At 61.6% G+C, this 25,117-nt stretch carries 20 protein-coding genes; 9 read left to right on the forward strand and 11 right to left on the reverse strand.

What is annotated here, in order from left to right; translation table 11 throughout:
* The first annotated feature begins 87 nt into the window (after window positions 1–87).
* From JQ558_RS21545 to recQ, 3 genes are all read left to right on the forward strand, one after another.
* Complete coding sequence (locus JQ558_RS21545; RefSeq protein WP_212274112.1) at window positions 88–1,038, forward strand: MoxR family ATPase; 951 nt, start codon at window positions 88–90, stop codon at window positions 1,036–1,038.
* Window positions 1,039–1,043: 5 nt separating this feature from the next.
* Window positions 1,044–2,420, forward strand: coding sequence for a VWA domain-containing protein (locus JQ558_RS21550; protein ID WP_212294925.1), 1,377 nt, complete (start codon window positions 1,044–1,046; stop codon window positions 2,418–2,420).
* Between the two features lie 81 nt (window positions 2,421–2,501).
* Window positions 2,502–4,364 carry a DNA helicase RecQ gene (gene recQ, locus JQ558_RS21555; protein ID WP_212294927.1) on the forward strand — a complete coding sequence of 621 codons (1,863 nt, stop codon included), beginning with the start codon at window positions 2,502–2,504 and terminating at the stop codon, window positions 4,362–4,364.
* A 15-nt stretch (window positions 4,365–4,379) separates the two neighbouring features.
* On the opposite strand, the gene JQ558_RS21560 is transcribed toward recQ, so the two are convergent.
* Complete coding sequence (locus tag JQ558_RS21560) at window positions 4,380–5,393, reverse strand: 1-aminocyclopropane-1-carboxylate deaminase (protein ID WP_212274109.1); 1,014 nt, start codon at window positions 5,391–5,393, stop codon at window positions 4,380–4,382.
* Between the two features lie 145 nt (window positions 5,394–5,538).
* On the opposite strand from JQ558_RS21560, the gene JQ558_RS21565 reads away from it, so the two are divergent.
* The gene (locus JQ558_RS21565) at window positions 5,539–6,015 is read left to right on the forward strand and encodes an Lrp/AsnC family transcriptional regulator (protein WP_212294929.1); all 477 of its coding nucleotides are present in this window, start codon (window positions 5,539–5,541) and stop codon (window positions 6,013–6,015) included.
* Between the two features lie 23 nt (window positions 6,016–6,038).
* On the opposite strand, the gene JQ558_RS21570 is transcribed toward JQ558_RS21565, so the two are convergent.
* The 3 genes from JQ558_RS21570 to JQ558_RS21580 form a co-directional block, all read right to left on the reverse strand.
* Window positions 6,039–7,301 carry a S1C family serine protease gene (locus tag JQ558_RS21570; RefSeq protein WP_212294931.1) on the reverse strand — a complete coding sequence of 421 codons (1,263 nt, stop codon included), beginning with the start codon at window positions 7,299–7,301 and terminating at the stop codon, window positions 6,039–6,041.
* Window positions 7,302–7,492: 191 nt separating this feature from the next.
* Window positions 7,493–8,485: a tripartite tricarboxylate transporter substrate-binding protein gene (locus JQ558_RS21575; RefSeq protein ID WP_212294933.1), complete on the reverse strand. Its 993-nt coding sequence runs from the start codon at window positions 8,483–8,485 to the stop codon at window positions 7,493–7,495.
* A 157-nt stretch (window positions 8,486–8,642) separates the two neighbouring features.
* Window positions 8,643–9,905 (reverse strand): MFS transporter, encoded by a 1,263-nt coding sequence (locus JQ558_RS21580; RefSeq protein WP_212294935.1) that lies wholly within the window; start codon window positions 9,903–9,905, stop codon window positions 8,643–8,645.
* Window positions 9,906–10,096: 191 nt separating this feature from the next.
* On the opposite strand from JQ558_RS21580, the gene JQ558_RS21585 reads away from it, so the two are divergent.
* Entirely contained in the window at window positions 10,097–11,119 is a 1,023-nt protein-coding gene (locus JQ558_RS21585; RefSeq protein ID WP_212294937.1) for an MBL fold metallo-hydrolase, read from the forward strand.
* An 81-nt stretch (window positions 11,120–11,200) separates the two neighbouring features.
* Window positions 11,201–12,514: an MFS transporter gene (locus JQ558_RS21590; protein ID WP_212294939.1), complete on the forward strand. Its 1,314-nt coding sequence runs from the start codon at window positions 11,201–11,203 to the stop codon at window positions 12,512–12,514.
* A 342-nt stretch (window positions 12,515–12,856) separates the two neighbouring features.
* Here the strand turns inward: JQ558_RS21590 and JQ558_RS21595 are convergent, their stop codons facing one another.
* From JQ558_RS21595 to psrA, 7 genes are all read right to left on the reverse strand, one after another.
* Entirely contained in the window at window positions 12,857–14,431 is a 1,575-nt protein-coding gene (locus tag JQ558_RS21595; RefSeq protein ID WP_249142565.1) for an alkaline phosphatase, read from the reverse strand.
* Between the two features lie 19 nt (window positions 14,432–14,450).
* Window positions 14,451–15,902 carry a phosphonoacetaldehyde dehydrogenase gene (phnY, locus tag JQ558_RS21600; protein ID WP_212213403.1) on the reverse strand — a complete coding sequence of 484 codons (1,452 nt, stop codon included), beginning with the start codon at window positions 15,900–15,902 and terminating at the stop codon, window positions 14,451–14,453.
* A gap of 11 nt (window positions 15,903–15,913) precedes the next feature.
* Window positions 15,914–17,158 (reverse strand): phosphonoacetate hydrolase, encoded by a 1,245-nt coding sequence (phnA, locus tag JQ558_RS21605; protein WP_212294942.1) that lies wholly within the window; start codon window positions 17,156–17,158, stop codon window positions 15,914–15,916.
* Window positions 17,159–17,274: 116 nt separating this feature from the next.
* On the reverse strand, window positions 17,275–18,072 hold the full coding sequence (phnE, locus tag JQ558_RS21610; RefSeq protein ID WP_212274101.1) for a phosphonate ABC transporter, permease protein PhnE: 798 nt from the start codon (window positions 18,070–18,072) through the stop codon (window positions 17,275–17,277).
* A gap of 14 nt (window positions 18,073–18,086) precedes the next feature.
* Complete coding sequence (gene phnC / locus JQ558_RS21615) at window positions 18,087–18,908, reverse strand: phosphonate ABC transporter ATP-binding protein (RefSeq protein ID WP_212213412.1); 822 nt, start codon at window positions 18,906–18,908, stop codon at window positions 18,087–18,089.
* A 51-nt stretch (window positions 18,909–18,959) separates the two neighbouring features.
* On the reverse strand, window positions 18,960–19,835 hold the full coding sequence (gene phnD, locus JQ558_RS21620) for a phosphonate ABC transporter substrate-binding protein (RefSeq protein WP_212294944.1): 876 nt from the start codon (window positions 19,833–19,835) through the stop codon (window positions 18,960–18,962).
* An 82-nt stretch (window positions 19,836–19,917) separates the two neighbouring features.
* Window positions 19,918–21,009, reverse strand: a complete 1,092-nt coding sequence (gene psrA / locus JQ558_RS21625; RefSeq protein ID WP_212294946.1) for an iron-containing alcohol dehydrogenase PsrA — start codon at window positions 21,007–21,009, stop codon at window positions 19,918–19,920.
* 134 nt (window positions 21,010–21,143) lie between these two features.
* Here psrA and JQ558_RS21630 point away from each other — a divergent pair, with 134 nt between their 5' ends.
* From JQ558_RS21630 to JQ558_RS21640, 3 genes are all read left to right on the forward strand, one after another.
* Window positions 21,144–22,022 carry a LysR substrate-binding domain-containing protein gene (locus tag JQ558_RS21630; RefSeq protein WP_212213421.1) on the forward strand — a complete coding sequence of 293 codons (879 nt, stop codon included), beginning with the start codon at window positions 21,144–21,146 and terminating at the stop codon, window positions 22,020–22,022.
* A 1,166-nt stretch (window positions 22,023–23,188) separates the two neighbouring features.
* Entirely contained in the window at window positions 23,189–23,812 is a 624-nt protein-coding gene (locus JQ558_RS21635; RefSeq protein ID WP_212294948.1) for a hypothetical protein, read from the forward strand.
* Window positions 23,813–24,032: 220 nt separating this feature from the next.
* Window positions 24,033–24,962, forward strand: coding sequence for a hypothetical protein (locus JQ558_RS21640; RefSeq protein ID WP_212294950.1), 930 nt, complete (start codon window positions 24,033–24,035; stop codon window positions 24,960–24,962).
* Window positions 24,963–25,117 lie beyond the last annotated feature (155 nt).

Raw genomic sequence — 25,117 nt, forward strand, 5'->3', positions numbered from 1 at the left:
CGCTCGAAATACCGCAAACGAGGCTTGTTCTTTGCCGGGAACGCAGGCAGAACACTCTGAAATCCAGTGAATTCGGAGTTGAAACCCGTGGCTGAAAAAGGGCCGACCGCCTCGATCGAGGCAGTGGAAAGCGGCCTTGCCGCGCAGGGCTATATTGCGAGCCGGCAGATCGCGACCGCGGTCTATCTGTCGCAACAGATCGACAAGCCCATCCTGGTCGAGGGTCCCGCCGGCGTCGGCAAGACCGAACTTGCGAAGGCAATCGCGGCGTGGCGCGGGCTGAAGATGATCCGGCTGCAATGCTACGAGGGCCTCGACGAAGCCAAGGCGCTCTACGAGTGGAAATACGCCAAGCAGCTTCTGTACACGCAGATCCTGAAGGACAAGCTCGGCGAAGTGCTCGGCGGCGCCGAAACGCTGCACGACGCGCTGGCGCAATTGCATGATTTCGGCGACGTGTTCTTCTCCAAGGAATTCGTCGAACCGCGGCCGCTGCTGCAGGCGCTGGAACAGCCGGCCGGCTGCGTGCTCTTGATCGACGAAATCGACAAGTCGGATGCTGAGTTCGAATCGCTGCTGCTGGAAATCCTTAGCGATTTCCAGGTCACGATTCCGGAACTTGGCACCGTTACCGCCATCGCCGCGCCGACCGTGATCCTGACCTCGAACAGCGAGCGCGACCTCGGCGACGCCCTGAAGCGGCGCTGCCTCCATTTGCACATCGGCTTCCCCGAACAGAAGCTCGAGGAGCGCATCGTCGAGAGCCGGGTGCCCGGCATCTCGCAGACGCTGCGCAGGCAGATGGTCGGCTTCATCCATGAGGTTCGCTCACTCGATCTGAAGAAACTGCCGTCGGTGAGCGAGACGATCGATTGGGCACGGGTGCTGGTGCTGTTGCAGGCGCCCGAACTCGGCAGCGAGATCGTCAAGGATACGCTGAACGTGCTGCTGAAGTACGAGGCGGATATCGAGGCCACACTGCCCCAGGTATCCACCTTCATCGCCAAGACATCGCGGCAGAGCGTCGTCTTCGGATAAAGCGGATGAGAGAAAACCTGCATCGCTTCTTTCGTGCGGCGCGGGGCGCAGGCGTCAGGCTCTCGCCGGCCGAAAGCATCGATGCGATGCGCGCGGTTTCCAAGGTCGGCTTCAGCGACCGCACCGTGCTGCGGGACACCTTCCTCCTCACGCTCGCCAAGACCCAGGACGAGAAGAAGGCGCTCGGCGCCTGTTTTGACCTGTTCTTCGATCAGCCCGAGCCGACGCCACCACCTTCCGACGAGAGCGAGACGGACAAGTCCGACACGCCGGAATCCGGTGCAGCCTCCGATACGCCAGGCGACGCCGATGGCGGCGACCAGGCCCAGGATCTCGGCCAGCTCGCGCAGATGCTGCTGTCGCAGGACCGCAACGCGATGGCCTCCGCCATCGCCAACGCTTCGAATGCCGCATCTCTGTCCGACATCCGCTATTTCACGCAGCGCGGCATCTTCTCCGGCCGCATCCTCGACCAGATGGGCATCCAGCGCCTGCGCGACGATCTCGACGCGCTGACGGCGACCAATCCCGCTCTCGCGGAACGGCTGCAGGCAGCACTCGACGGCTTGCGCGACACCGTGCGCGAGACCGTCTCGCAGGCCTTGATGCTGTACGGCCGCGAGGAAGCCGAGAACCTGCGCAACGAGATTTTGCGCAATGCGCCGCTGTCGCGGATCGAGCCGCGGCAAGTCGAGCAGATGCGGCTTCTGATCCGCCAGATCGCTCGCCGCCTGCGCGAGCGCTACAGCAAGCCGCGCAAGCGCCAGCGCCGCGGCCATCTCGACGTGCGCCGGACCATCCGGCGCAACGCCGCCTGGGGCGGCGTGCCGTTCCTCACCGCATGGAAACGACGCCATCGCGACAAGCCCAAAATCATCGCGCTCTGCGACGTTTCGGGTTCGGTGGCGCGGGTCTCCGATTTCTTTTTGCTGCTAATCCACAGCCTGCATGAAGTGGTCTCGGACGTCCGCTCGTTCGCTTTTTCCGGACATCTGATCGAGGTCAGCGACATCCTGGAATCCAAATCGCCGGAAGAGGCGATGGCCGAGATCATGTCCAAGGTCGGCTTCGGATCGTCGGATTACGGTAACTCCTTTGCCGATTTCGAGCATGAATGGATGAACGCAATCACGCCGCAGACTACGGTGATCATTTTGGGCGACGCCCGCAGCAACAACCTCGATCCTCGCGCGGATATCCTGCGCCGCATCGGCGAGCGCTCGAAGCGGCTGGTGTGGCTCAATCCCGAGGGACGGATGGCCTGGGGCTGGGGCGATTCGGAAATGCCGCGCTATTCGACCTTCTGCACCGTCGTGCGGCAATGCGCGACCGCGCAGCAGCTGGAACGCGCAGTGTCGGATATCGTGGCGAGCTATCAGTAGTTCCACCCTAAGCCGCCGGAATCCTGTATTGTTGATCTCGCGCACCCGATTCCCGCCTGTTGACCCCGTTTTGAAGCCGATATGGAAGCAGCCCTTAACCGCAAGCCGGACAAAGCCCCTGACGCGCTGTCCGTGCTGAATTCCGTGTTCGGCCTGCCGGCCTTTCGGGGCGAGCAGGAAAAGATCGTCCGTCACGTCACTGATGGGGGCAACTGCCTGGTGCTGATGCCGACCGGCGGCGGCAAGTCGCTGTGCTATCAGCTGCCGTCATTGTTGCGCGAAGGCTGCGGCATTGTGGTGTCGCCGCTGATCGCATTGATGCGCGACCAGGTCGCCGGCCTGCTCGAAGCCGGCGTCAAGGCAGCGGTGCTGAATTCGACGCTGTCGTATGAGGAAGCCAACGCCGTCGAGCAGCGGCTGCTGGCCGGCGACCTCGACGTGCTTTACGTCGCGCCCGAGCGGCTGCTGACGCCGCGCTGCCTCGGCCTGCTTGCACGCGCCAAGATCGCGCTGTTTGCGATCGACGAGGCGCATTGCGTGTCGCAATGGGGGCACGACTTCCGCCCCGAATATATTGGTCTTTCCGTCATCGCCGAGCGGTTCCCCGATGTGCCGCGGATCGCGCTGACCGCTACCGCCGATGACCTCACGCGCCAGGAAATCGCCGAACGGCTCAAGCTTACCGATGCGCCGCGCTTTGTCGCCAGTTTCGACCGACCCAATATCCGCTATGAGATCGTCGACAAGCAGAACGCGCCCGCCCAGTTGAAGGCCTTCATCAGCGAACGGCATGCCGGCGACGCCGGCATCGTCTATTGCCTGTCGCGCGCCAAGGTCGAGGACACCGCCGCCGCATTGAACAAGGCCGGCGTGCCGGCGCTGCCGTATCACGCCGGCCTCGACGCCGGTCTGCGTTCCCGCAACCAGGATCGCTTCATCAACGAGGACGGTGTCGTGATCGTCGCCACCATCGCGTTCGGCATGGGCATCGACAAGCCCGACGTGCGCTTCGTGGCGCATCTCGATTTGCCGAAGAGCATCGAGGCCTATTACCAGGAGACCGGGCGTGCGGGGCGCGACGGCAAGCCCTCCAGCGCCTGGATGGCCTATGGCCTGTCCGATATCGTGCAACAGCGCCGCATGATCGACGAATCCACCGGCTCGGACGCATTCAAGCGCGTGTCGGTCGGCAAGCTCGATGCGCTGGTCGGCCTCGCGGAGACCGCGGGCTGCCGGCGCAGCCGCCTGCTCGGCTATTTCGGCGAAGCGGTCAGCGCCGGCAATTGCGGCAATTGCGACAATTGTCTTTCACCGCCACAACTTCTCGACGGCAAGGTGATCGCGCAGAAAATATTGTCCTGCGCCTATCGCACCGGGCAGCGCTTCGGCGCCATGCACCTGATCGATGTGCTGGTGGGCCGCATGACCGAGCGCGTCACGCAATTCGGCCACGACAAGATTTCCGTGTTCGGCATCGGCGCCGAACTCAACGAGAAGCAATGGCGCGCCGCGATCCGGCAAGTCGTCGCCATGGGTCATCTGCACGCCGACAGCGAGGCCTTTGGAGCGCTGAAGCTGACGGAGAGCGCGCGCGGAGTCTTGAAGGGTGAAACCGCGGTGATGCTGCGTGAGGCGCCCGCCGGCACCCGCGTCCGCGCCAGCCGGACCAAATCAAGGCGCGGCGATCTGGCGCCACGGTCTACCGGAGAAGGTGCGCCCGCCGATGCCGGCCTGCAGGCGTCGCTGCGGGCCTGGCGCTCCGAAATCGCGCGCAGGCGCGGCGTGCCGGCCTATGTCGTGCTGCACGATTCGACCATCGACGGCATCGCCGCCTCCCGCCCCGCGACGCTCAACCAGCTGCGCAACATCCCCGGGATCGGCGACAAGAAGCTCGAGCACTATGGCGACGAGCTGATCGCGCTGGTGAAGGACGCGGAGCGCTAAGCACTCACCGCCGCGCTAGCCATTGCGGAACGTGTAGGCGTACCCGTTGATCGCGGGCGCGCCGCCGAGATGGGCGTACAGCACCTTCGATCCCTTGGGGAAATAGCCCTTGTTCACAAGGTCGATCATGCCTTGCATGGATTTTCCCTCGTAAACCGGGTCGGTGATCATGCCTTCGAGCCGGGCGCAAAGCCGGATTGCTTCCTTGGTCTCTTCCGAGGGAACGCCATAGGCGGGGTAGGCATAGTCTTCGATCAGAACGACGTCGTCTGCGACGATCTCCTTGCCCAACTCGACCAAGGCAGCGGTGTTGCGGGCGATATCAAGCACCTGGGCCTTGGTCTGCGCAGCGGTGAACGAGGCATCGATGCCGATCACCTTCCGCGCGCGGCCGTCCTTGGCAAACCCGACCAGCATGCCGGCATGGGTGGAGCCGGTGACGGTGCAGACCACGATGTAATCAAAGGCGAAGCCGAGTTCCTTTTCCTGCGCGCGGACCTCTTCGGCGAAGCCGACATAGCCGAGCCCGCCATATTTGTGCACGGACGCGCCAGCCGGGATCGCATACGGCTTGCCGCCCTTGGCTTTCACGTCCGCGATCGCTTCTTCCCAGCTTTGCCGAATGCCGATGTCAAAACCTTCATCCACCAGCTGGACGTCGGCGCCCATCACGCGGCTGAGCAGGATGTTGCCGACGCGGTCGTAGACGGCGTCCTCATGCGGCACCCAGCTCTCCTGCACCAGACGGCATTTCATACCGATCTTGGCGGCGACCGCGGCGACCATGCGGGTGTGATTGGATTGCACGCCGCCGATCGAAACCAGCGTATCGGCGTTGGAAGCGATCGCGTCGGGCACGATATATTCGAGCTTGCGCAGCTTGTTGCCACCGAACGCCAGCCCCGAATTGCAATCCTCGCGCTTGGCGTAGAGCTCGACCTTGCCGCCGAGATGCTGGGTCAGCCGCTCCAGCTTCTCGATATGGGTCGGCCCGAAGGTCAGCGGATAGCGTTCGAATTTTTCCAGCATGCGTCATCCCCGTTGATGTCTGATCTTGCGGGAACGCCTATCATCAGACGACGGAAAGGTGCTCTCTAAGTTACCATCGGATTTTGACGGATTGGTTGCTGGATTGATCATTGGTGGTAGTTTTCGTTCATCTGCTGACCACTTTATGAGAGATTCTTCCGTGACCCGACTGGACCGCGTCGACCTCAAGATGTTGCGTTTGCTGCAGAATAACGGCCGGCTCAGCAATGCCGAGCTGGCCGAAGCGGTCGGGGTCAGCCCGGCGACCTGTCACCGCCGCACCAAGCGCCTGCTCGACGACGGGTTTGTCAGCACGGTCCGCGCCATGGTGGCGCCGCGCAAGGTCGGCAAGGGCGCGCTGGTCATGGTCGGCGTCGTGCTCGACCGCTCCACGCCCGAAAGTTTTGCCTCGTTCGAGCGCGCGATTGCGAAACTGAAGTTCGTCCTCGACTGCCATCTGGTGGCCGGCGATTTCGATTATTTTCTCAAGATCCGCGTCGGCGACATGGAAGATTTCAACCGCATCCATGGCGAGCAGCTGATCGCGCTGCCCGGCGTGCGCCAGACGCGAACCTTCTTCGTCATGAAGGAAGTCGTCGACAACGCGCCGCTGGATTTTTGAGAAGGCGTTTTGGCGAGAGCGGATCACTCGCTCGATTTTTTCGCACTCGCGCTCTGTTCGGTCGCCGTGCAGGAAATCAGCAGCGTGAACGCCCTTGCGTTGCGCGCAATGTCGGACGTCTTCAGCTCGGCCTTTGCCTCGACGGCGGTCTGGTAGGGCACGACGCTGTTGTCCAGGAAGTCCCGCAGCGCGCCGGTCTTGATCGCGAAATTGATGTTCTCGGGGATGTTGCCGGTCGCCCTGGCAACTTTCAACGCATTGAGTTTTGCTGCAACCATGCCGGCGATCGTGCCGCTGGTGTCCAGCAGCGGCCCGCCGCTGTTGCCGGGCTGAACCGCAGCACTGATTTGCAGGAAGCGGGTATCGTTCATGATGCCGCTCAGGGAACTTACAATCCCGGTGGTGACCGTGAAATCGGAGGATAACAGGCCGTGGAACGGATAGCCGATTGCGACAACGCTATCGCCCGAATGGATCGCCTTGCCCCGAATCGTCGCCACTTCCTTGAAGGCGCTCGGCGCCTGCAGCAAGGCGAGATCGTTGGTTTCATCGCTTGAAACGAGCCGCAGCTTGACCGGGGCCTCGCCGGTCAAGTTTCCGAGAATGTCGCCACTGCAGCCATCAACCACATGTTGATTGGTGACCACGTGCCCGCTGCTGCTGACGACGAAGCCCGTACCGGTTTTGTTGACCGATCTGGTGGCCTTTGGCGACGCGGGATTTGGTTGCGCCGGCCCGGCCGCCGCCACCTGCTTCGGAGCGAACTCGCCGGCGCCGGCGAGCCCGTTTTTCTTGACCGTGGCAACGCAATTGGCCAGCGCGGGCAACAATTGCGCGGTCTGATCGAGCTTGAACTGGAAAAGCTGCCCTTGCGTGAAGGCGGTCATCGTCTTGGCTTTGCGGAATTGCGCAATGAGCGCCGAGTTGGGCGGCATCGGCACGCGGACCAGTTTGTCGCCGATCGGGATGCCGTGAACGTTGAATGGCGTCTGACCATCAAACGTCAGGACAATCGGAAATGCCTGTCCGGTGGTAAGCGTCCAGTTTTCATGGGCGAATCCCAGACCCCATGCCGCCTTGTCGTCTATCGTGACGACAAAGTGGATGCCGCTCCCATAGGTGGCACCCGCGGCGCAGTGCGTGAACGCGCCGCTCTGGTCGTTGGTATAGGCCCCGCCCTTCCAGTTGCCGACGTTGATCGTGCCGTAAGGGCCGCGGGCATCCGAGGTTGAAAGCGTCGCAATCAGGCAAAACGCTGCAACGATCGCTCCGATTGCAAACTTCATTTCGACCTACTCAAATGAGCGCTCATCTTAAGAGGCGTTGAAATCAAACCGCAAGCGCCACGCGAATCTTCAGCGTCACGCCACCGCGACAGGCGCGCGAAGTGCGGCCCGAGCCCAACCCACAAGTTCTTACTTTGTTCTTTCAACTCCCGCGTGTCAATCCGGAAACTGAACTGCAAGGCGCCAGCGCCTTACTTCGCCTCGCTCGCCTTGACGCCCGAGCTTTCAACGAGCTTTGCCACGCGTGGCAGATCGGCGGCGAACAGGCGCGCATGCGCCTCGGGCGTCAACTCGTTCTCAGGAAATGGCAGGGTGCCGAGTTGCGTCAGCTTCTCCAGCAGCACCGGGTCAGCCAGCGCCTTGCGGAGCGCCGAATTCAGCGCGCCGACGGTTTCCCTGGGCGTGCCCTTGGCCACGTAGAGGCCATGCCACATCGTGTAGCTGACCTCGGGCATGCCGAGCTCGGCGGTGGTCGGCACGTCTTTCAACTGTTCAAGCCGTTTTGGCGACGTAATGGCGATGCCGTGCAGCGTTCCGGCCTGAATCTGCGGCAACGCATTGGTCACCTGGTCCCACAGCAGATCGATCTGCCCGGCGAGCAGATCGCCGATCGCCGGCGCCGATCCGCGATACGCCACGACGGTCGGTTTGAAGCCGAGCACATTGCCCATCATCACGGCGCACAAATGACTGTTGGTGCCGATACCACCATGCGCGAAGTTCGCCTTGTCGCCCTGCGCCTTGATCCAGGCCACATAATCCTTCGGTCCCGCGCCGGGAATCGACTTGCGGCCGATCAGCACCATCGGTGCGTTGTTGACGAGGCCGACCGGCTCGAAGGCGGTTGCCGTGTCGTAGCGCAGATTGATGAACAGGCTGGGCGCCGCCAGCAGCGCGACGTGATTGATCAGGATGGTGGAGCCGTCAGGTGCCGATCGGGCAACACGGTCATTGGCCAGCGTGCTGCCGCCTCCGACCACGTTCTCGATGATGACGGTCTGGCCGAGCGTGCCCGACATCCGCTCGCCGATGAGACGCGCCACGGTGTCCGTGCCGCCACCCGCCGCATAGGGTACGACAAGCGTTATGGTCTTGGGAGACGATTGCGCTTGGGCCTGCGTCACAAGCGCAGCAAGCAAGAGGCCAAGGCCGATAAGCGCGCTGCTAAAAAGCCGGTTGATCACGACGGCGTCCTTCCCATGGTTTTTCTTGTCATGCCGCATGTTTGCGGTCGTGCACGCGTTCGCGAAATCGCACTGCAGCAAAGCGGGCGGTATCGCGTGAGTTCAGATCATGCTGATTGTGCGTCTGCAAATCAAATACAATGCGACGCGGGCATTCCTAGCGTGCCGGGCTCAATGTCGGGCGCTGGTAGCGAAGCCATAGGACGGCGGCAGCGGCGGCCAGCATCAGCAGCACCGAAAACCAGTTGAGCGGATGCCAGCCCCAGCGATCCTGCAGAAACCCCGCCATGAAGCTCGACGTCGCGGTGGTGCTGAACACCAGGAGATCGTTGAGCGCCTGGGCCTTGCCACGCTCGCTCGGGCGGTAGCAGGTCGTCACGACAGTGGTGGCGGCGACGAACAGGAAATTCCAGCCGACGCCGTTGACGGTGAGCGCGATCCGGAAATTCCATTCGCTCAGCCCGGCGAGCGCGGCAGCAACGCCGGCCAGCATCAGCGCCACACCCCAGGCCATGACCGTCGTGGCGCCGAACCGGTTGATCAGATTGCCGGTGAAGAACGACGGCACGAACATGCCAAGCACATGCATGAAGATGACCCAGTGGGCTTCCGCGTGCGGAAAGCCGCAGCCGACGATGGCCAGCGGCGAAGCGCTCATAATGAAGGACATCGTGCCGAACGCCAGCATGCCGGCGATGACTGAGGCGATGAAGCGCGGCTGGCTGGCAATCACCCAGAGCGGACGCGGCGGCGCTGAAGAGACGGCAGCCCCCTCGGCAGCCGTCGAAGCCGCGACCGAGGGGAAGGTGATGAAGGACATCACCGCAAAGACGATCACATGCAGGCCGAGAATGGCGGCGTAGGTCGCAAGATACAGCGGCATCACCAGATCGTGCGTCACGCGCACGAGGCTGGGGCCGATCACCGCAGCGGCGACGCCGCCGGCCGTAACCCACGAAATCGCCTTGGCGCGGTAATGGATCGGCACCAATTCCGCCGCGGCAAACCGGTACATCTGCAGACAGGCGACGGCGTAGCCGAGGATGAGACCGCCGGCGCACATCACCATGAAGTTGGCGGTGTATAGTCCGGTACACATGATGATGGCGCCGGCCATGCCGAACAGCGAGCCGACGCGAAAGCCGATGCTGCGGCCGACCCGCTGCATCAGCAGCGCGGCCGGGAATACCCAGATCATCACGCCGAGGTGCTGCATCGTGACCGGCAGGTTGGCGAACTCGGGATGGTGATAGAAGGTGATGACGGACAGCCCCGTCGCCGCAAACATCATGGTGTTGCAGGACTGGCCGACCGCCTGGCAACAAGCCAGCAGCAGCAGATTGCGACGTGCCCGCCGATCGAGGTCCGGCGCGGGATCAGCTTCCGGCTTGAGCCCTGATAGGGGGTTCAGCGCATCCATTTTGGTTTTTTGCCTAACTGACCTCGGAGCGCCGATTGCGCGACGGTTCGTCACCTTCTCTAGGAGAAACGTTCCCCATTCAAGGCCTGGGTGGAAGATTTTGCTGCGCATAGCCGCATGGGAGGCATGAAAATCCCTTTGGCGTTGATGGTCCGACGAAATCGCGTAAGCTGACGGTCCGGGGGAAACGAATGTCCGACGATCTGAAATTCACGGTCCAGCGCCCGCCGGCCTATGGCGAATTGACCGACGTGCTGCCCGGATTGTTCTGGGTGCGGCTGCCGATGCCGACGATTCCCAATCACGTCAATTGCTGGCTGCTCGACAACGGTCCGGGATGGACGCTGGTCGATTGCGGGCTGAACACCGACGACACGTTTGAAATCTGGGACAAGCTCTGGCGCGGGCTGTTGCGCGCCCGCCCGTTGCAGAACCTCACCTTCACGCACGCCCATCTCGATCATCTCGGCCTCGCCGGATATCTGGTGAAGGAAATGAAATGCACGGTGCGCATGCCGCTTGCCGAATGGCTCAGCGGCTGGAAGATGTGGCATGAGCGCGAAGAGGGTCCGGACGAGCATTTTGCCGGCTTCATGAAGCGGAACGGCGCCTCCGACGAGGACGCCACCGGGATCATCCAGGCGCAGCGCCCATCCAAATATCCTGGCCTGCGACCGCCGGGCGAATTCATTCGCATCCGGGACGGCGATGTGATCGCCATGGGGCAGCGCGAGTGGCGGACGATCACGGCGGGCGGACATTCACCCGAACATGCGATGTTCTATTGCGAGAGCGACAAGCTCCTGATCGCCGGCGACCAGATCCTGTCGCACATGGCGCCGTCGGTGATCGTGCCGTCGGCGCAGCCGGAAGCCAACCCGATGAAGGAGTATCTGGAGGCGTTGACGCGGCTCGAGGCGCTGGCGCCGGATACCCTGGTGCTGCCGTCGCACGGCCTGCCGTTTCGCGGACTGCATGCCCGGCTCGCCCAGCTGCGCGAGCATCATCAGGCGCGGCTCGACGAAGTGGCATCCGTCGTGTCAGGCAAGACGACTGCGTTCGCGATCGCGCAGGAAGTGTTTCCGCGGGTGCTGTACGCCAATCCGCGCCAGGCTTTTGGCGAGTCGCTTGCGCATCTGAACATGTTGGCTTCGATCGGCAGATTGACGCGCGATGTCGATGCTAATGGTGCGATCAGCTTCGCACCGGCGTAACACAACGTGCCTTCAGCAACCGAACCGAATCCTCCCAAAGCATCTGTCGGCCTTCTCCACTCCAAGGCGTGGCAGATTGCGATGATCGGGCTGGGCACGGCGACGGCGCAGCTCGACACGTCAGTCAATATCGCCTTCCCTGCCATCACCCGCGGCTTCGAACTTTCGATCGGCGACATCCAGTGGGTGGTGATCTGCTACGTTCTGACCTACGCCAGCCTGCTGTTGGCGCTCGGGCGCATCGGCGACACCATCGGTCACGCGGTCGTCTACCGGGCCGGCCTGATCTGCAGTGCGGTGGCGTTGCTACTGGTCAGCTGTGCGCCCAGCTACGGCGCGATGCTGGTGTTTCGCTGCCTGCAGGGGATCGGCGCGGCACTGGTGATGAGCTGCGGCGTAGCGCTGGTGACGTCGCTCTACGGCGAGGAGCGACGCAGCCGGGCGCTCGGCATCTACACGATGATGATGGCATTGGGCTGGATGCTCGGCCCCTTGCTCGGCGGCGCCTTGACGGCCACCTGGGATTGGCCGGCGGTGTTCTGGTTCCGAATTCCCGTCGCAATCGCGGCACTGCTGCTGCTCCGCGGCCTGCCCGCGGCCCCGCCGCGCCTGACAAGCGAACGCTTTGACATTCCGAGCGGCATCGCATTGGCGCTGGGCCTGGTGACCATGCTGATGGCGATCAATCGCGTCAGAGAGTTCTCCGCCGTCTGGCTCGGATTGCTGTCCGTCGTGGCGTTTGCAGGCTTTGCCTTCCGCCAATCCCGCACGGCGCGACCGATCATCGCGATGGACGTTCTCAAACGGCCGGGATTCACGCTGCTCAACTTTGTCAGCGTGCTGGCCAATCTCGCAGCCTTTTCGGTCTGGCTGCTGGTGCCTTATTATCTGGCGCGAATGCCCGGCTACACGCTGACAGAGGGCGGCGCCATCCTGGCCGCTGGAGCGGCCGGCGCGGCGCTGGCAGCGCCGATCGCCGGCCGCCTCACCGGACGGCTGATCTCATCGGAGCGGCTGGCCATCGCAGGTGCCGCCATCATTGGCGCCGGGCTTCTGCTGCTGGGCGCGTGGACCGAGCAGACCCCGACTGCGCTGCGGGTGACAGGGCTGATCGTGCAGGGTATCGGCCTCGGCCTGTTCCAGCTCGCCTATTCGGACATCGTGACTGCAACACTTCCGCTGACGGAGCGCGGCGTCGCGGGCAGCCTTGCGCTGCTCACGAGAACGCTGGGCACGGTGACCGCGGCATCGGTTTTCTTTCTGGTGTTCGAAATCCTGCAAGCGGCGCATGGCTTCTTTGAAGCCTTCCAGCAGACGTTTCAGCTGGCAGCAGTACTGGCATTTGTCGCGGCGGGGTTGTTGATGCTTGCACCGCGCAAGATCGGCAAGGCGTAGCCACGCTCAATCCGGCGACACCAGCAGCCAGGCCAAATAGCCGTAATAGCCGGTCGCGCCCAGCGCGATGGCGAGCGCAAGGGCGGCGATGATGTCGGTCGTGGCAGATTTCGATGCCTTCATCCACCAATAAGGCAAATGCTCCGATGTTGGTTCCCCGGCATTACCGATGCATCGAGGAAGCTCGAACCAGCCCGCCGTCGCTTGCGCTCATCGCGGGCATGCCGCGCCGAAGCGCAAGCGAAGGCGGGTGACGGAGATCACCGTCCAGTCGCGGGAACTGACGGTGGCTCATCCGGGTTCCGGCCCGACCCTGGGCGAACTCGGGCAAGTGGGCCTTTCTCAAATGGGCCGCAAACCGGCTACGCCCCATTTGGTCTCGAAGGTGGCCAACGTGTCGAGACCAGACATTGGGTCGCGCACGTCATCGACAGCGCGAAACTCGAACAAGGCTTGGTCTCGCGTAAATGTACAACGCGTGTAACCGTGACGTTCAGCATCGACGAACTGGATATGCGGATTGTCCGGAAGCGACGCCATATAGCCACTGTGATCGCCCAGGCGGGAGCTGATGGCGCCGCAGACGATGTGGGCTGCGACAGTATCCGAGCGAATATTCTGTCGCCGGGATGGAACATTCGAGGCGACGAATCCGTGAATATCGCCTCCGAGAACGATGGTGTCGCGGCGTGGACGTGCGGCGATCAGATCGATGACGCGCTGATGGGCTGCCGCGTAGCCATCCCAGCCGTCGGTGGAGAAGCCGGTGCCGGATTTCAGCTTTCGCTCGAATGGCGAGAACATGAGTTGCTGTCCGAGAAGCAGCCACCGTCCGCGAGCCGGCTCGGCAAGGCAGCTCGCAAGCCAGCTCTCCTGATTCAGTCCGAGCATCGTTCGCTCGGGGTTGAATGCGTCTGCGCATTCCGAAGCAGAAACCAGGCGGCTGCGATCAAGCGCCGGTGCTGGTGGTGGGCAAGGGAGCGGCGAGCGATACTGGCGTTCGTCCAGCATGATGAGGTCGATCAAGTCGCCGAACGCCAAGCGCCGATAGAGGATTGCGTCCGGTCCCAACGGGCGCTGTGCGTTCCTCAGTGGCATGTGCTCCCAATAGGCCTGGTAGGCCGCAGCCCGCTGCCGCAGGAACGCCGCCGTCGACGGCCGACCGGCAGCGTGGCTTCCCGCATAGTCGTTCTCGACGTCGTGATCATCCCAGATGGCAATCCAGGGAAAGGCAGCGTGCGCCATCTGGATCGCCGGATCGGTCTTGTACCATGAATGCATCCGCCGATAGTCGGCCAGCGTCTTTGGAACGTCGAAGGGAACGTCGCGGACCTTCTGCTTGACGGCGGCAGGGCTAGATGACGGAGCCTCGTAGATGTAGTCTCCGAGGTGCAACACGAAGTCGAGGTCTTCATCGGCCATCCGTTGATAGGCGGCCCAGTTCCCGTACATCCAATGCTGGCATGCGGCCGCAGCGAACCGCAGACGCGACACCTGCTGTCCCGGCGCAGGCGCGGTGCGAGTTCTACCGATTGGACTCTCGGTCTTCTCGGCCCGAAAGCGGTACCAATAGGAGCGCCCGGGCTCGAGGCCGCCGACCTCGATATGCACCGAATGCGCGACTTCCGGCATCGCCAGGGTGACGCCGGCCCGCACGACATCCTGCAAACGTTCGTCGCGCGCCACTTCCCAGGTAACCTCGACGGGAGCATCACCCATACCTCCGTCGGGAGCCAGAACGTCACGAACCAGCCGCGTCCACAGCACAACGCCATCGGGCCATGGATCTCCAGATGCGATCCCCAGTTTGAAGATGCTGCTGCCTGAGGACGCGCGAACCGGATGAGATGCAAGTGAAGTCGACAAGGCAATGCCGATGGCTCCGGCAAGCGTGTCGCGGCGCGTATACGACGTCATGGTCGGCTCCGATTGATCGTCAGCCCTGCCAGGGCATCGAATACGTCCGCACGTTGGTGAAGCCTTTCATGGCTTCCACAACTCCCTCCTTGTAGCCCTGCCCAGAGTCTTTGATGCCGCCAAACGGCGACATCTCGGTGCGATAGCCCGGCACCTCCCAAACGTTCACCGTGCCGACCTCGAGCTCATTGATGAAGCGCGTAATGTAATCGAAGCGGTTGGTGCAAACGCCGGAGGACAGCCCGTAGGCGGTCGAATTGGAAATGCGGATCACCTCTGCGATGTCGTTCGGACAACGGATGATCGGAATCACCGGACCGAACGTCTCCTCGTGCACCAGTTCGCAATCGTACGGCACGCGGTCGACGACAGTCGGGGAATAGAGCGCACCCTGGCGATCATTGCCGTGAAGCAGCTCGGCACCTTTCGTCACCGCGTCGTTGACACGGCTTTCGAACAGCACTGCGGATCGCTCATTGATGACCGTGCCGACGTCGGTTTCCGGATCGGCCGGGTTGCCGCATTTCAGCTTCCTGGCCTTTTCGAGCACGCATTTCGAGAATTCATCGGCAACCTTCTCGACGACGAGAATGCGCTTCACCGCCGTGCATCGCTGGCCCGAATTCTTCGTCGCACCCTGCACGGCGAGTTCGGCCGCCTTGTCGAGGTCAGCGTCTTCCATGACGATCAGCGGATCATTGCCGCCGAGTTCGAGCACTATACGCTTGTAGCCTGCTGTGCGGGCGATGTGCTTGCCGACGCGTACGGAGCCGGTGAAGGTAACCAGGTCTGCGTCCGGATCAGTGATCATCGCATCACCCATCGTGGATGGATTGCCCGTGACCACAGAGAGCATTTCGGGCGGCAGTCCCGCCTCATAGAGCACGTCCGCGAGTGCAAGCGCGGTCAGCGGAGTCAGCTCGGTCGGCTTGAGAACGATCCGGTTGTTGGTTGCGATCGCAGGCGCGAGCTTGTGGCTCACCATGTTGAGCGGATGATTGAATGGTGTGATCGCCGAGATGACGCCCAGCAACGGCGTTCGCAGCGTATGGATGCGGCGCGCCTTGCCGTTCGGCGAGATGTCGCAGGCATAGGACTCGCCATCGTCCTTGACGGCGAGTTGCGCGGCGAACGACCAGACGTCGTAAGCGCGCGTCGACTCATAAATCGCGTCCTTCCAGCACAGGCCGGACTCCGCGGAGATGATACGCGCGAAGGATGCGCGCCGCCCCCGCAGCAGTTCAGCGGTTTTCTGCAGAATCTGCTGACGCTCGAAACGCGATAGTTTCGGTTTGAATGCTTTCGCCCTGGCAAACGCTTCGCGCACGTGTTCGGGGCGCGCTGCCGGCACGGTACCGACAAGCGACCCGTCGTAGGGATTACGGACCTCAACGACGTCATCGGTCGTGATGTGTTTGCCGGCAATGCGCATAGCCTCCCGCTTTGCCGCATAACTAAAAGGCACGTTCATGGGACCGGTCCTCAGGACACGAGATTCAAGGCGACGTCGAAAACGTCGAAGTTGCGCAGCGTCCGCCCGGCGGGAATCTTGATCTTTCGATTGGCGATCATCGGCACGGTCTGCTCCGTGAGACCGCCATGCGAACGCAGCGGTTCCGTGAGTCCCGACAGATCGTGCTTGGCGGCGGAGGTGCCGAGCACCTTGTGTTTCGACGAAAGCACGACGACGTCGCCAATGCGGTCGGCCGGAAGCTCGAACCGCTTGCAAGCCTCCTCCGCCGGGATCGCAACTTCGACGCCCGCGATCGTCTTGATGTGATCGAGCACGGCTTGCCGCTTGTCAGCATCGACGTAGACAGTCGCGAATGAGCCGAGCGCGCCATGATGCGCGACATATGGGTCCGTGATCGGGAGAATCACCCGGGTCATCCCGGAACCGAATTTCTCATCAAGGATCTCCTGCAGGTAGATAACGTCCGGCTGGCCGTTTGGCAGATGCTTGTCGTTCATGCCGTGATCGGCGGTCATCACCAGCACACAGCCCAGCGCATCGAGCTCTCCGACGTAGCGGTCGAACATCTTGTAGAAGCTGTCGGCGATCGCCGAACCTGGCGCCGCCTTGTGCTGCACGTAGTCCGTGGTCGAAAGATACATCACGTCCGGCCGGAAGGTTTTGAGCAGTTTGACGCCGGCCGCGAAGACGAATTCCGACAGATCGGCCGAGTAAACTTCCGGCAGTTTCATGCCAACGAATTCGAGCACGTTGTCGATGCCGTTTTCGGCCATGTCGGCCTTGTCGGCCTTCTCCGATGAGAACGCGATAGCGGTACCCTTTTGAAAGTCGAGACCCTTGCCCAGCAGCGTGCGCAACTTGTCCTTCGCGGTCACCATAGCGACCTTGCTCCCGGCCTTCTGGAAGTCGGCGAGGATCGTGGGTGCGCGCAGGAAGCGGGCGTCGTTCATCATCACTTCCTGCTTGGTCTCGCGATCGTAGAAGAAGTTGCCTGCGATGCCGTGCACGGCCGGCGGCCGGCCGGTGATGATCGACAGGTTGTTCGGGTTGGTGAAACTCGGGATCACCGACAGCGCCAGCGCGTTCGTGCCGGTCTTAAGTATCCGGTCGAGATTGGGACAAAGCCCCTTCTCGATAGCGCGCTCGATATAGCCTGGCTCGGAGCCGTCGATGCAAATGACGACGGTCGGGGTATTGGGGAGGCGATAGCTGCGGCCATTCGTCGTCACGGAAGCGGGAGTACGTGTGAGCATGGCTCATCCTTTCCAGTGTTGCGCCACGCGGTGGAGCGCTGAGGGGTTACCGTCTTCTCGGCAATGCCGGGAACGTTCATAAAGTGGCCGGGCAATATTCGCACGGCCGAGTCGCGTCAGCGGATCATCGAGCGGACGCGGGAGGAAAGGAGGTCGGTGACCAACACCATCGCAAGGATAACCAGGATGCAGGTCGCCGTGTCCTGGTACTGGAACAGCTTCATGGAGGACACGAGTTCGAAGCCGATGCCGCCCGCGCCGACCATGCCGAGTACGGTGGATTGCCGCACATTGGTCTCGAGACGGTAAAAGATGGTGCCGAGCCAGGCCGGCAGCACTTGCGGCAGCACCCCGAAGAAAAAGGTCTTGAATGGGCCGGCGCCGGCCGAGCGAAATGCTTCGAGCGGTCCTTCGTCGATGTCTTCCATGGCTTCGGCAAAGAACTTGCCGAGCATGCCGGCGCCGTGGATGGCGAGGGCGAGCACGCCGGCGAACGGGCCGAGGCCGATGGCGGCGACGAAGATCAGCGCCAGGATGATCTCGTTGATGCCGCGCATGCAGTTCAGCACCTGGCGGGTGAAGTGATAAATCGCCGGATGCGGCGAGAGGTTGCGGGCCGCGAAAAAGCTGATCGGCAGCGAGATCGCGACGCCGAGCAACGTGCCCCAGATCGCAACCTGCAAGCTTTCGAGCGCCGGTCGCCAGAGCTTCTCAATGAAGCCCGGGTTTGGCGGCATCATGCGGACCATAAAGTCCCACATATAAGGGATACCGTTCCACAGATTGGTCGCGTTGATCTGCGATCCGACCGCCGCCCAGTAGAGGAATCCAAGGATCACCAGACCGACGGCGCCGGTGCCCCACCAGCCGAAGCGGCCCTGAGGCGGACGAAGGACGAGTTGATAGCTGGACATGGTCATTCTCCTGCTCAGGCGGATGCCGCGAGGGCGACGGGATCGAGCGAATTCGACACCAGGCGTGGGCCTGCGTTCGGCCGCAACACGCGGGCGACCCCCGGATCTTCGAGCCCTGGATAGATCTGGTGCACGACGTCGACGGTGAGGTGATCCGGCGTATCGTCGAAAACCACCTTGCCGCCGGAGAGACCGACGATGCGCTCGCCAAATTCGACCGCGTAGTCGACCTGGTGCAGATTGCAGATGACGGCGATGCCTTCTTCCTTGCAGATCGCCTTGAGATAGCCGAGCACGACACGCGAGGTTTTCGGGTCGAGGCTCGCCACCGGCTCGTCGCACAGAATGACAGCCGGGCGTTGTGCCAGTGCACGGGCAATGCCGATGCGCTGCTGCTCTCCGCCGGAGAGCTGATCGGCACGCGACATCGCCTTGTGGGTCAGCTCGACGCGCTGAAGACATTCCATCGCGATCTCGACGTCCTTCGTCGGGAAGATTTGAAGTGCAGAGAGGATCGACGACATCCCGGCCATCCGGCCGACCAGAATGTTCTTGAGCACGGTGAGTCGCTTCACCAGGTTGTGGTTCTGGAAGATCATCGCGACCGGGCGCAACCGTCCGCCGGCCGCACGTTTGGAGTCGAAGATCGCGCCGTCGATGACGATCTTGCCGGCGTCCGGCGGCGTGAGGCCGTTGATGCAACGGAGCATCGTTGATTTTCCGGCGCCGCTCGGACCCAAGACCACGAGGAATTCGCCGGACTTTACTTCGAGATCGATGCCCTGGAGCACCGGCCTCCCGCCGTATGATTTCTTCAAACCTTCGATCTTGATCATCTGAGCAGTCCTATGCCGGAGGGTTGGTTACGGCGTGTTAGCGCAGTGGGCTCATTTCATCTTCTTCAGATCGAGATTAAGCGCTTTTGCGGTATCCCGAATTACATCGTAGGCCGCGTCGTTGGTTTCGACGAAGCGGTTGAGCTTGCCCTGGTCGGCCCAGGTGATGTCCCTGATGTCCAGGAACGCGGTTTTGATCTTCGCCTTGAGCTCCGGCGTCAGATTCTTGCGCCACACCGTCGGTGATTCCGGGATCGGGCCGGAACTCCAGACGACGTGGATGTCCTCGCGCTTGACGAGATTCTTCTGCACGGCGGCATCCAAGATGCGGTCGGCGATGGTGGCCGCGTCAACGCGCTTGTTGGCTACCGCCAGCGCGTTGGCATCATGCGAACCGGTGAAGAGAACGCGGCCGAAGAATTTATCCGGGTCGATACCGAGCTTGAGCAGGCCGGCCTTGGGGAAAAGGTGACCCGATGTCGAAGACGGATCGACGAACGCGAAGGTTTTGCCCTTCAGATCGTTGATATCCTTGATACCGCTATCCTTCCGCGTGATGATCTGGCTGTGATAGAAGGTTCGGCCGGACTTCGAGGTCTCGGCAGTCGCGAAAGCTTCGATGTTCGCAACGCTTGTGCCGAGCACGTAGGAGAACGGCCCAAGGTAGGCCACTTCGACGTGGTTCGAGCGCATCGCCTCGATGACACCGTTGTAGTCGGCGGCGACAAAGCCCTGCACTTTCATGCCGAGATTCTTTTCGAGCGCATCGAGCAATTGCTGGCTCGACGCCAGCATCGCGCGGGAATCTTCCGACGGAATGAGGCCGACGCGAATCACACCCTGTGCACGCAATACATTCGGCATGGAGACTAAAGCGCCGGCAACCGCAACGGACCCGACGAGCATTTTTCGACGCGTGATGGTCATGTCTTTCTCCCTTTACGCGGCCGGTCTTTGTGACCTTGTCGGTGATCTAATGATTGGTGCGTTCGCCTCTAGCTTTGTTTCACTACGCTGCCTTGACGGTCTGCCTTCCAATGAAATTCCTGCCGCGCTCGCCTTCCAGCGCCTTCTCGACCAGGCGTGTCCACTCGGCGGGCGAGACCCCATACGCGGCTGGATCAGTCTTGACGCCCATGCCCTCGAGGAAGGACCGCAGCTTTCGGATGCCTTCGCTGAGGTCCGGGCCAAAAATCCGGCGCAGTGCAGCATCGCAGTCGGAGCTGTTGCCTATTGCCCACCCCATTACGATCGGAAGCGAGAACGAACAGGCGATGCCGTGGATCAATCCGGTCTTCAGCGTAATGTCGTAGGAGATGTTGTGCGCCAAAGCCGTCTTGGTCTGCGAGAACGCGAAGCCGGCGAGCAGACTGCCGCGCACCTGACGGGTGCGCAGATCGATATCGCCGAGATTGTCGAGCAGGCGCGGCAGCGTTTCGATGATCTCGCGCGCAGCCTCGACCGCGAAGCTCGCCGAGACCGGGTTGGCATTGACGTTCCAGATGCTCTCGAGCGCATGTGAAAGGGAATCGAGGCCGGTCGCCAGAGTCAGCCCGCGCGGCGCCCCGAGAATGAGTTGCGGGTCCAACACGGCGGCTTCCGGATAGAGCAGTGGATGTGCGAGCGAATATTTGCTGCCGTTGGCCGAATCCCACACGGTTGCCCAATGGGTGACTTCGCTGCCGGTTCCGGAAGTGGTCGGTACCGCAATGATCGGCACGATCGCCGAGGTGTCGAGCGGCGCCTTCTCAGTAAGGTGGCGGCGGACATTCTCGAAGTCGCCCTTGCTGGCGGCCAGCACCTTGGCAGCATCCATCATCGAGCCGCCACCGAGGGCAACGATGACTTCGGGCGCTTGCGTTGCAGCGCCGAAGACTCGGCAGGAATTCACCAGATCGGCGCAATCCGGGTTGGTGTCGATATTGTCGATGACGGCGACCGGCTCACCCGCGACTTTTGCAAGGCGGGCCGCTAAGTCATTGAAGATTGGCTGGTTATAGGTGACGAGGGCATAGCGTCGCTTGCCGATCAAGCCCTCAACTTCATCGAACGTGCCGGCGCCGAAGCGAACTTTTACGGGATTCCAGTAGGCCCACCGCATGACGTTCCACCCTTGATCGCGCCTGGAGCGCTGCCACTTCCGCGCTTCTCAGGAGCGCTCGTTATGCCGAACCATCGCTGGAAGCTGATACATCGACAAATTGATTTTTTTGGAGAAATAGATAGGTTTATTCTATGCGTTATAGCCAGCTCCGCTCTTTCCATGCAGTGGCAACCGCCGGTGGCTTCAACGCCGCATCGGATGCCGTCCACATCACCCAGCCGACGCTGACAGCGCAGGTCGGCGCGCTGGAGGAGGAGTACGGTGTCGAACTCTTCATCAAGAAAGGGCGGCGGCGCGAGTTGACCGATACGGGGCGGCAACTATTGGCGATTACGTCACGCCTGTTTGCCGAAGAGGAAGAGGCGGCGGCATTCCTCGAGCAGTCGCGCGAGCTCAAGACCGGTCGGCTTTCCGTCGGCGCGGTCGGTCCATATCATGTTACCGAGATGCTTGCGGCCTTCAATCGCGCCTATCCGGGGATCGAGCTTGCCGTGAAGCTCGGCAACTCGCACGACGTGCTCGCCGATCTCCTGGACTACAGGAGCGATATCGCGGTGCTCGCACACATCGACGAGGATGATCGTCTTCTCACCATTCCATATCGGCGTCATCCGGTTGGCGTCTTTGTGCGCACAGATCATCCGCTGGCAAAGCGGAAGAACGTAAAGATCGCCGCACTCGAAGGTGAGCCGCTAATCATCCGTGAGACCGGCTCTACGACGCGACGCGCGTTCGAACAGGCACTCGCCAAGGCGAAGATCAAACCGCGCATTGTCATGGAGATCGGAAGCCGCGAGGCGATCCGCGAAGCCGTCATTCGCGGGTTGGGCATAAGCTATGTCTCTGAACCCGAGTTCGTTCCGGACCGTTCTCTTCGTCTCATTCCAATCGGCGATACGGAAATCTTCACTTATGCGCATGTCGTGATTCTACAGAAGCGCGAAAACAGCCGGATCATTCGCGCATTTCTCGAAGTCGTGCGCAAGACAAAACTCTCCAGTGCAAGGTAGGTCATTCACGGCAATCGGGTTGATCGGGACGACTGGAGAATCGGCAGATCTCGTGGAACGAGATCACATGCGCATCTTCAACCGCGTCGGTATCGCCGGCCATTGCGGCGTGACATTGTCGGGTAGCCGGCAGTATTCGGAACGCGGCGGCGTTTCCGTGTATCGCCCTTTACAGGCAATCCTGAAGGCGGGTGGCGGAGAGAGTGTCAGATTTGGCCTATATTGCGCTCCTTCGCACACGTTCGCCGGAATTCACGAAACGGTTGCTCCTCAAGGGCTTGGGGTACGCTGGTCTTCACGTGCATTCGTCCCAATTCGCATGCAATTTTCAACCAAGTATGGGCCAGAGTATGGGCCAGAACGTTCGATGTAAGATTGGATTGAGGACTGAATGTCGACTCCAGCTCTTCGGCCCGTCTTTATAAGACGATCGATCATGGAAGAGATAAAAGGCGTGTATTCGAGAGCTACCATTGCATGCGCAGAAGCCTTGTAGCGAGGCTCTGTTGACTGTCTTGGATGGGTGCCGTTACCCACTAGCGCGACGTCTTCTGCGGATTGGTACCCGTAGCATCCCGCTTGCTGTCATAGGGTGAAGGCGGCGCCCCTGCCGGTGGAGTCCGAGTGATGGCTGTTCATCTGCGAAGCCTGGCGCTGCCGCCGTAGTTCCGCTTGCCATCCCGGTACTTCACGGTCGTCGACAACGACTGCTCATTGGTGGTCTCGGCTTTGGCGCCTCACGGTCGAGAGCGCCAGCACCGTCGCCAGGCCGAGCTTCCCTATCCTCATGGCGGCAGCCATCTGTTTGCCAAAACATCACGCCGAGTTGCGTTTGTCGGCATCCTGGGGATCCGCCAGCGAGATGTGCCGTGAGCAAAGCACGCTGGCCGGGTCGAATATTGTAGCCAGCGACATCGGTCGGCCAGTTCCAAGACGAGCGCTACTAGCAAACCCGCCACGCAAAGGGTCAAAATTGGACGCCGAGACACCAGCGCACACGGTGCTGCCATACCGCACAATTGGAGACCCGCCTCGAGGAGAACGCCGGATCTCGACCATTTTCCTTATACAGATCAAATGGATAAAAAATTTTTGACTGGATACTAAAAAGCACCCCCTTCGGCGCGCCACTTATTAGACCAGCATTCTATCCCTTGGAGACGAAGATGGACGTTCAAAAAAATGGCCCGGAGGATGCGCTTGCGCGTGCCAAACGCAAGCGTGCTCAGAGCGCGCAGCGGGCTTATTGCCCCATCATGGAAGTCCGTCAGCGCCTGTCTGACGAGACGCGCGATGCCGTCGCCGGCCTGCTTCTTGAAGAAAATCCGGCGGACGCGCACGACGCCCAGGTAATTCTGGAAGCAGATCCCGCTACGAATGATGACCCGGACGCATTGGACCTCTTGGGCGTCTCTCTGCGAAGCCAAGGTAAGTTCATCGCAGCCAAGGAAGTTACGGAGCGCGCCATGCGACTGAAAAATGCGCGCTCGCTTGCGCAGTTGGCAGCGATTCATTTCGATCTCGGCGAGATCGACCTAGCGGTCAAGCTCGCGCGTGAAGCCGTAAGCAATAATTCGCATATACCACAAGCGTGGATCAACTATCTCCACGGTCTCGCCAAACAAGCAAACACCGATCAGCTCCAAAGAGAGTGGGAGCGGCTAGGTGTCGAGTTTCCGACGTGGCGCTCCAACGTCACGTTTGTCGATCAACTCACCCGTGACGTCGTAATGGTGCTGGGTCCCGAGAGCCCCGTAGCACGGCAACTCATCAAAGAAATAGGAGAATGAGGCCATGAAAGCAACTATCGCACTTCTCGGTCGCGCGCTTTGCGCTATCGCGATCGTATCTACGATCGGCGTATCTGCCGCCACGAATTCCTCGGCTTCGCTGCCGGGCGCGCGTTCAACCGAGGGGATGGTTCAATTCGCGAGGAGCTCGCCAGGGGTAGGCATCTGATCTGAATGAGATTGCCGATTCCTTCGTCTCGCTGAGCAAAGGACGCCTGAGATGGACGGGTATGATCAACAGCTGCTCCTGCTTATCAAGACGGGTAAGCGCGATGCGAACCAGATCAAAGAGGCCGTCGAACGGGCGTTCGACAACGATCCGCGGCTTTATGCTTTGGCGGAGGAGCTTCTCCCTGCGCACCTGCGCCAATACAACGGGGCCGTCGTGGTTACGGCGGAAGAGATCCTCAACAAGTCCATCGCGCGGTATCTCGTGGACAAGGTTCGGCGCGCGGCTGATGAAGCCGAGCATGAGGCTTCTGATGGATCCAAGCCGCGTAGCCCCATCGCTGCGGCGATCCACGAGCTTGCGGGCGGCAAGTTGAGTTTCATAGATCTCGTTCGCGTCGTCATGACCGAGCGCGCCATCAGCAAGGTGTTCAACGGGGAGTACGCTCGGTACCGTAAGCCCAAGTTTCAGTTGATCGACGCTGAGGGCAACCTCGAGTCGTTTGACGACGCGTACGACCGCGTGATGCACGAACGCGACGAACCGTCTCCGCCCGATGTGCTGTCGCGTATCTTGGCGGTGGAAAAAGCGGCCTATAAGAGGGGCGCCATTGTCACGCTCAAGCCAAATTCCCGCGTCGCACTCGCCCTCCGCCATGATTTACTTGGGGCGTCGGCTGCCCTGCAACTCCATGTGCCGTCCGCGACCCCGCGGGCAAAGGCCGAAACATTCAAAAAATATCTGGTCGAAACGCTTAAGATCGACAAGGTGCTGGCAGCCCGCATTGCCGCTCGTTACCGGACGCACGAGCCTGCGATACGCGCGCGCTCCAGGTGTAGCGACCAGGTGCGGGAGAGCCCCTTTGTTATCGCGAACGGGGATATCGGGTTGTTGCTCGACCGCACCGGTGGCGCGGTGACTCAGATGGTCGCGAAGGCTTTGCGGGATTTGGCCAAGCTTTATTCAGAAGCTGCAGAGTAACCTTATCTCGGCCATGGTAGGGAGCATTCAGCGGCGGGGTTCACCCCGCCGCTTTTTTTTATGATCCCGTTTCGTATCAAGCGCGTACCGGTGCTCGCCTTCGACCCTCAGCCGCTCACCGGCGTTTTTCCACGATCATAGTGGCGACGGACGTT

The sequence above is a fragment of the Bradyrhizobium sp. AUGA SZCCT0160 genome (assembly GCF_018130105.1).
Lineage (GTDB): Bacteria > Pseudomonadota > Alphaproteobacteria > Rhizobiales > Xanthobacteraceae > Bradyrhizobium.

Excerpts from the sequence above, each read along its gene's own strand:
- phnE (WP_212274101.1), bottom strand. The coding sequence starts at position 18,072 with ATGTCCAGCTATCAACTCGTCCTTCGTCCGCCTCAGGGCCGCTTCGGC.
- JQ558_RS21595 (WP_249142565.1), bottom strand. The coding sequence starts at position 14,431 with ATGACGTCGTATACGCGCCGCGACACGCTTGCCGGAGCCATCGGCATT.
- JQ558_RS21635 (WP_212294948.1), top strand. The coding sequence starts at position 23,189 with ATGGACGTTCAAAAAAATGGCCCGGAGGATGCGCTTGCGCGTGCCAAA.
- recQ (WP_212294927.1), top strand. The coding sequence starts at position 2,502 with ATGGAAGCAGCCCTTAACCGCAAGCCGGACAAAGCCCCTGACGCGCTG.
- phnA (WP_212294942.1), bottom strand. The coding sequence starts at position 17,158 with ATGCTCACACGTACTCCCGCTTCCGTGACGACGAATGGCCGCAGCTAT.
- JQ558_RS21640 (WP_212294950.1), top strand. The coding sequence starts at position 24,033 with ATGGACGGGTATGATCAACAGCTGCTCCTGCTTATCAAGACGGGTAAG.
- psrA (WP_212294946.1), bottom strand. The coding sequence starts at position 21,009 with ATGCGGTGGGCCTACTGGAATCCCGTAAAAGTTCGCTTCGGCGCCGGC.
- JQ558_RS21570 (WP_212294931.1), bottom strand. The coding sequence starts at position 7,301 with ATGAAGTTTGCAATCGGAGCGATCGTTGCAGCGTTTTGCCTGATTGCG.
- phnD (WP_212294944.1), bottom strand. The coding sequence starts at position 19,835 with ATGACCATCACGCGTCGAAAAATGCTCGTCGGGTCCGTTGCGGTTGCC.
- phnC (WP_212213412.1), bottom strand. The coding sequence starts at position 18,908 with ATGATCAAGATCGAAGGTTTGAAGAAATCATACGGCGGGAGGCCGGTG.
- JQ558_RS21565 (WP_212294929.1), top strand. The coding sequence starts at position 5,539 with ATGAGAGATTCTTCCGTGACCCGACTGGACCGCGTCGACCTCAAGATG.
- JQ558_RS21630 (WP_212213421.1), top strand. The coding sequence starts at position 21,144 with ATGCGTTATAGCCAGCTCCGCTCTTTCCATGCAGTGGCAACCGCCGGT.
- JQ558_RS21590 (WP_212294939.1), top strand. The coding sequence starts at position 11,201 with ATGATCGGGCTGGGCACGGCGACGGCGCAGCTCGACACGTCAGTCAAT.
- phnY (WP_212213403.1), bottom strand. The coding sequence starts at position 15,902 with ATGAACGTGCCTTTTAGTTATGCGGCAAAGCGGGAGGCTATGCGCATT.
- JQ558_RS21550 (WP_212294925.1), top strand. The coding sequence starts at position 1,044 with ATGAGAGAAAACCTGCATCGCTTCTTTCGTGCGGCGCGGGGCGCAGGC.
- JQ558_RS21560 (WP_212274109.1), bottom strand. The coding sequence starts at position 5,393 with ATGCTGGAAAAATTCGAACGCTATCCGCTGACCTTCGGGCCGACCCAT.
- JQ558_RS21580 (WP_212294935.1), bottom strand. The coding sequence starts at position 9,905 with ATGGATGCGCTGAACCCCCTATCAGGGCTCAAGCCGGAAGCTGATCCC.
- JQ558_RS21585 (WP_212294937.1), top strand. The coding sequence starts at position 10,097 with ATGTCCGACGATCTGAAATTCACGGTCCAGCGCCCGCCGGCCTATGGC.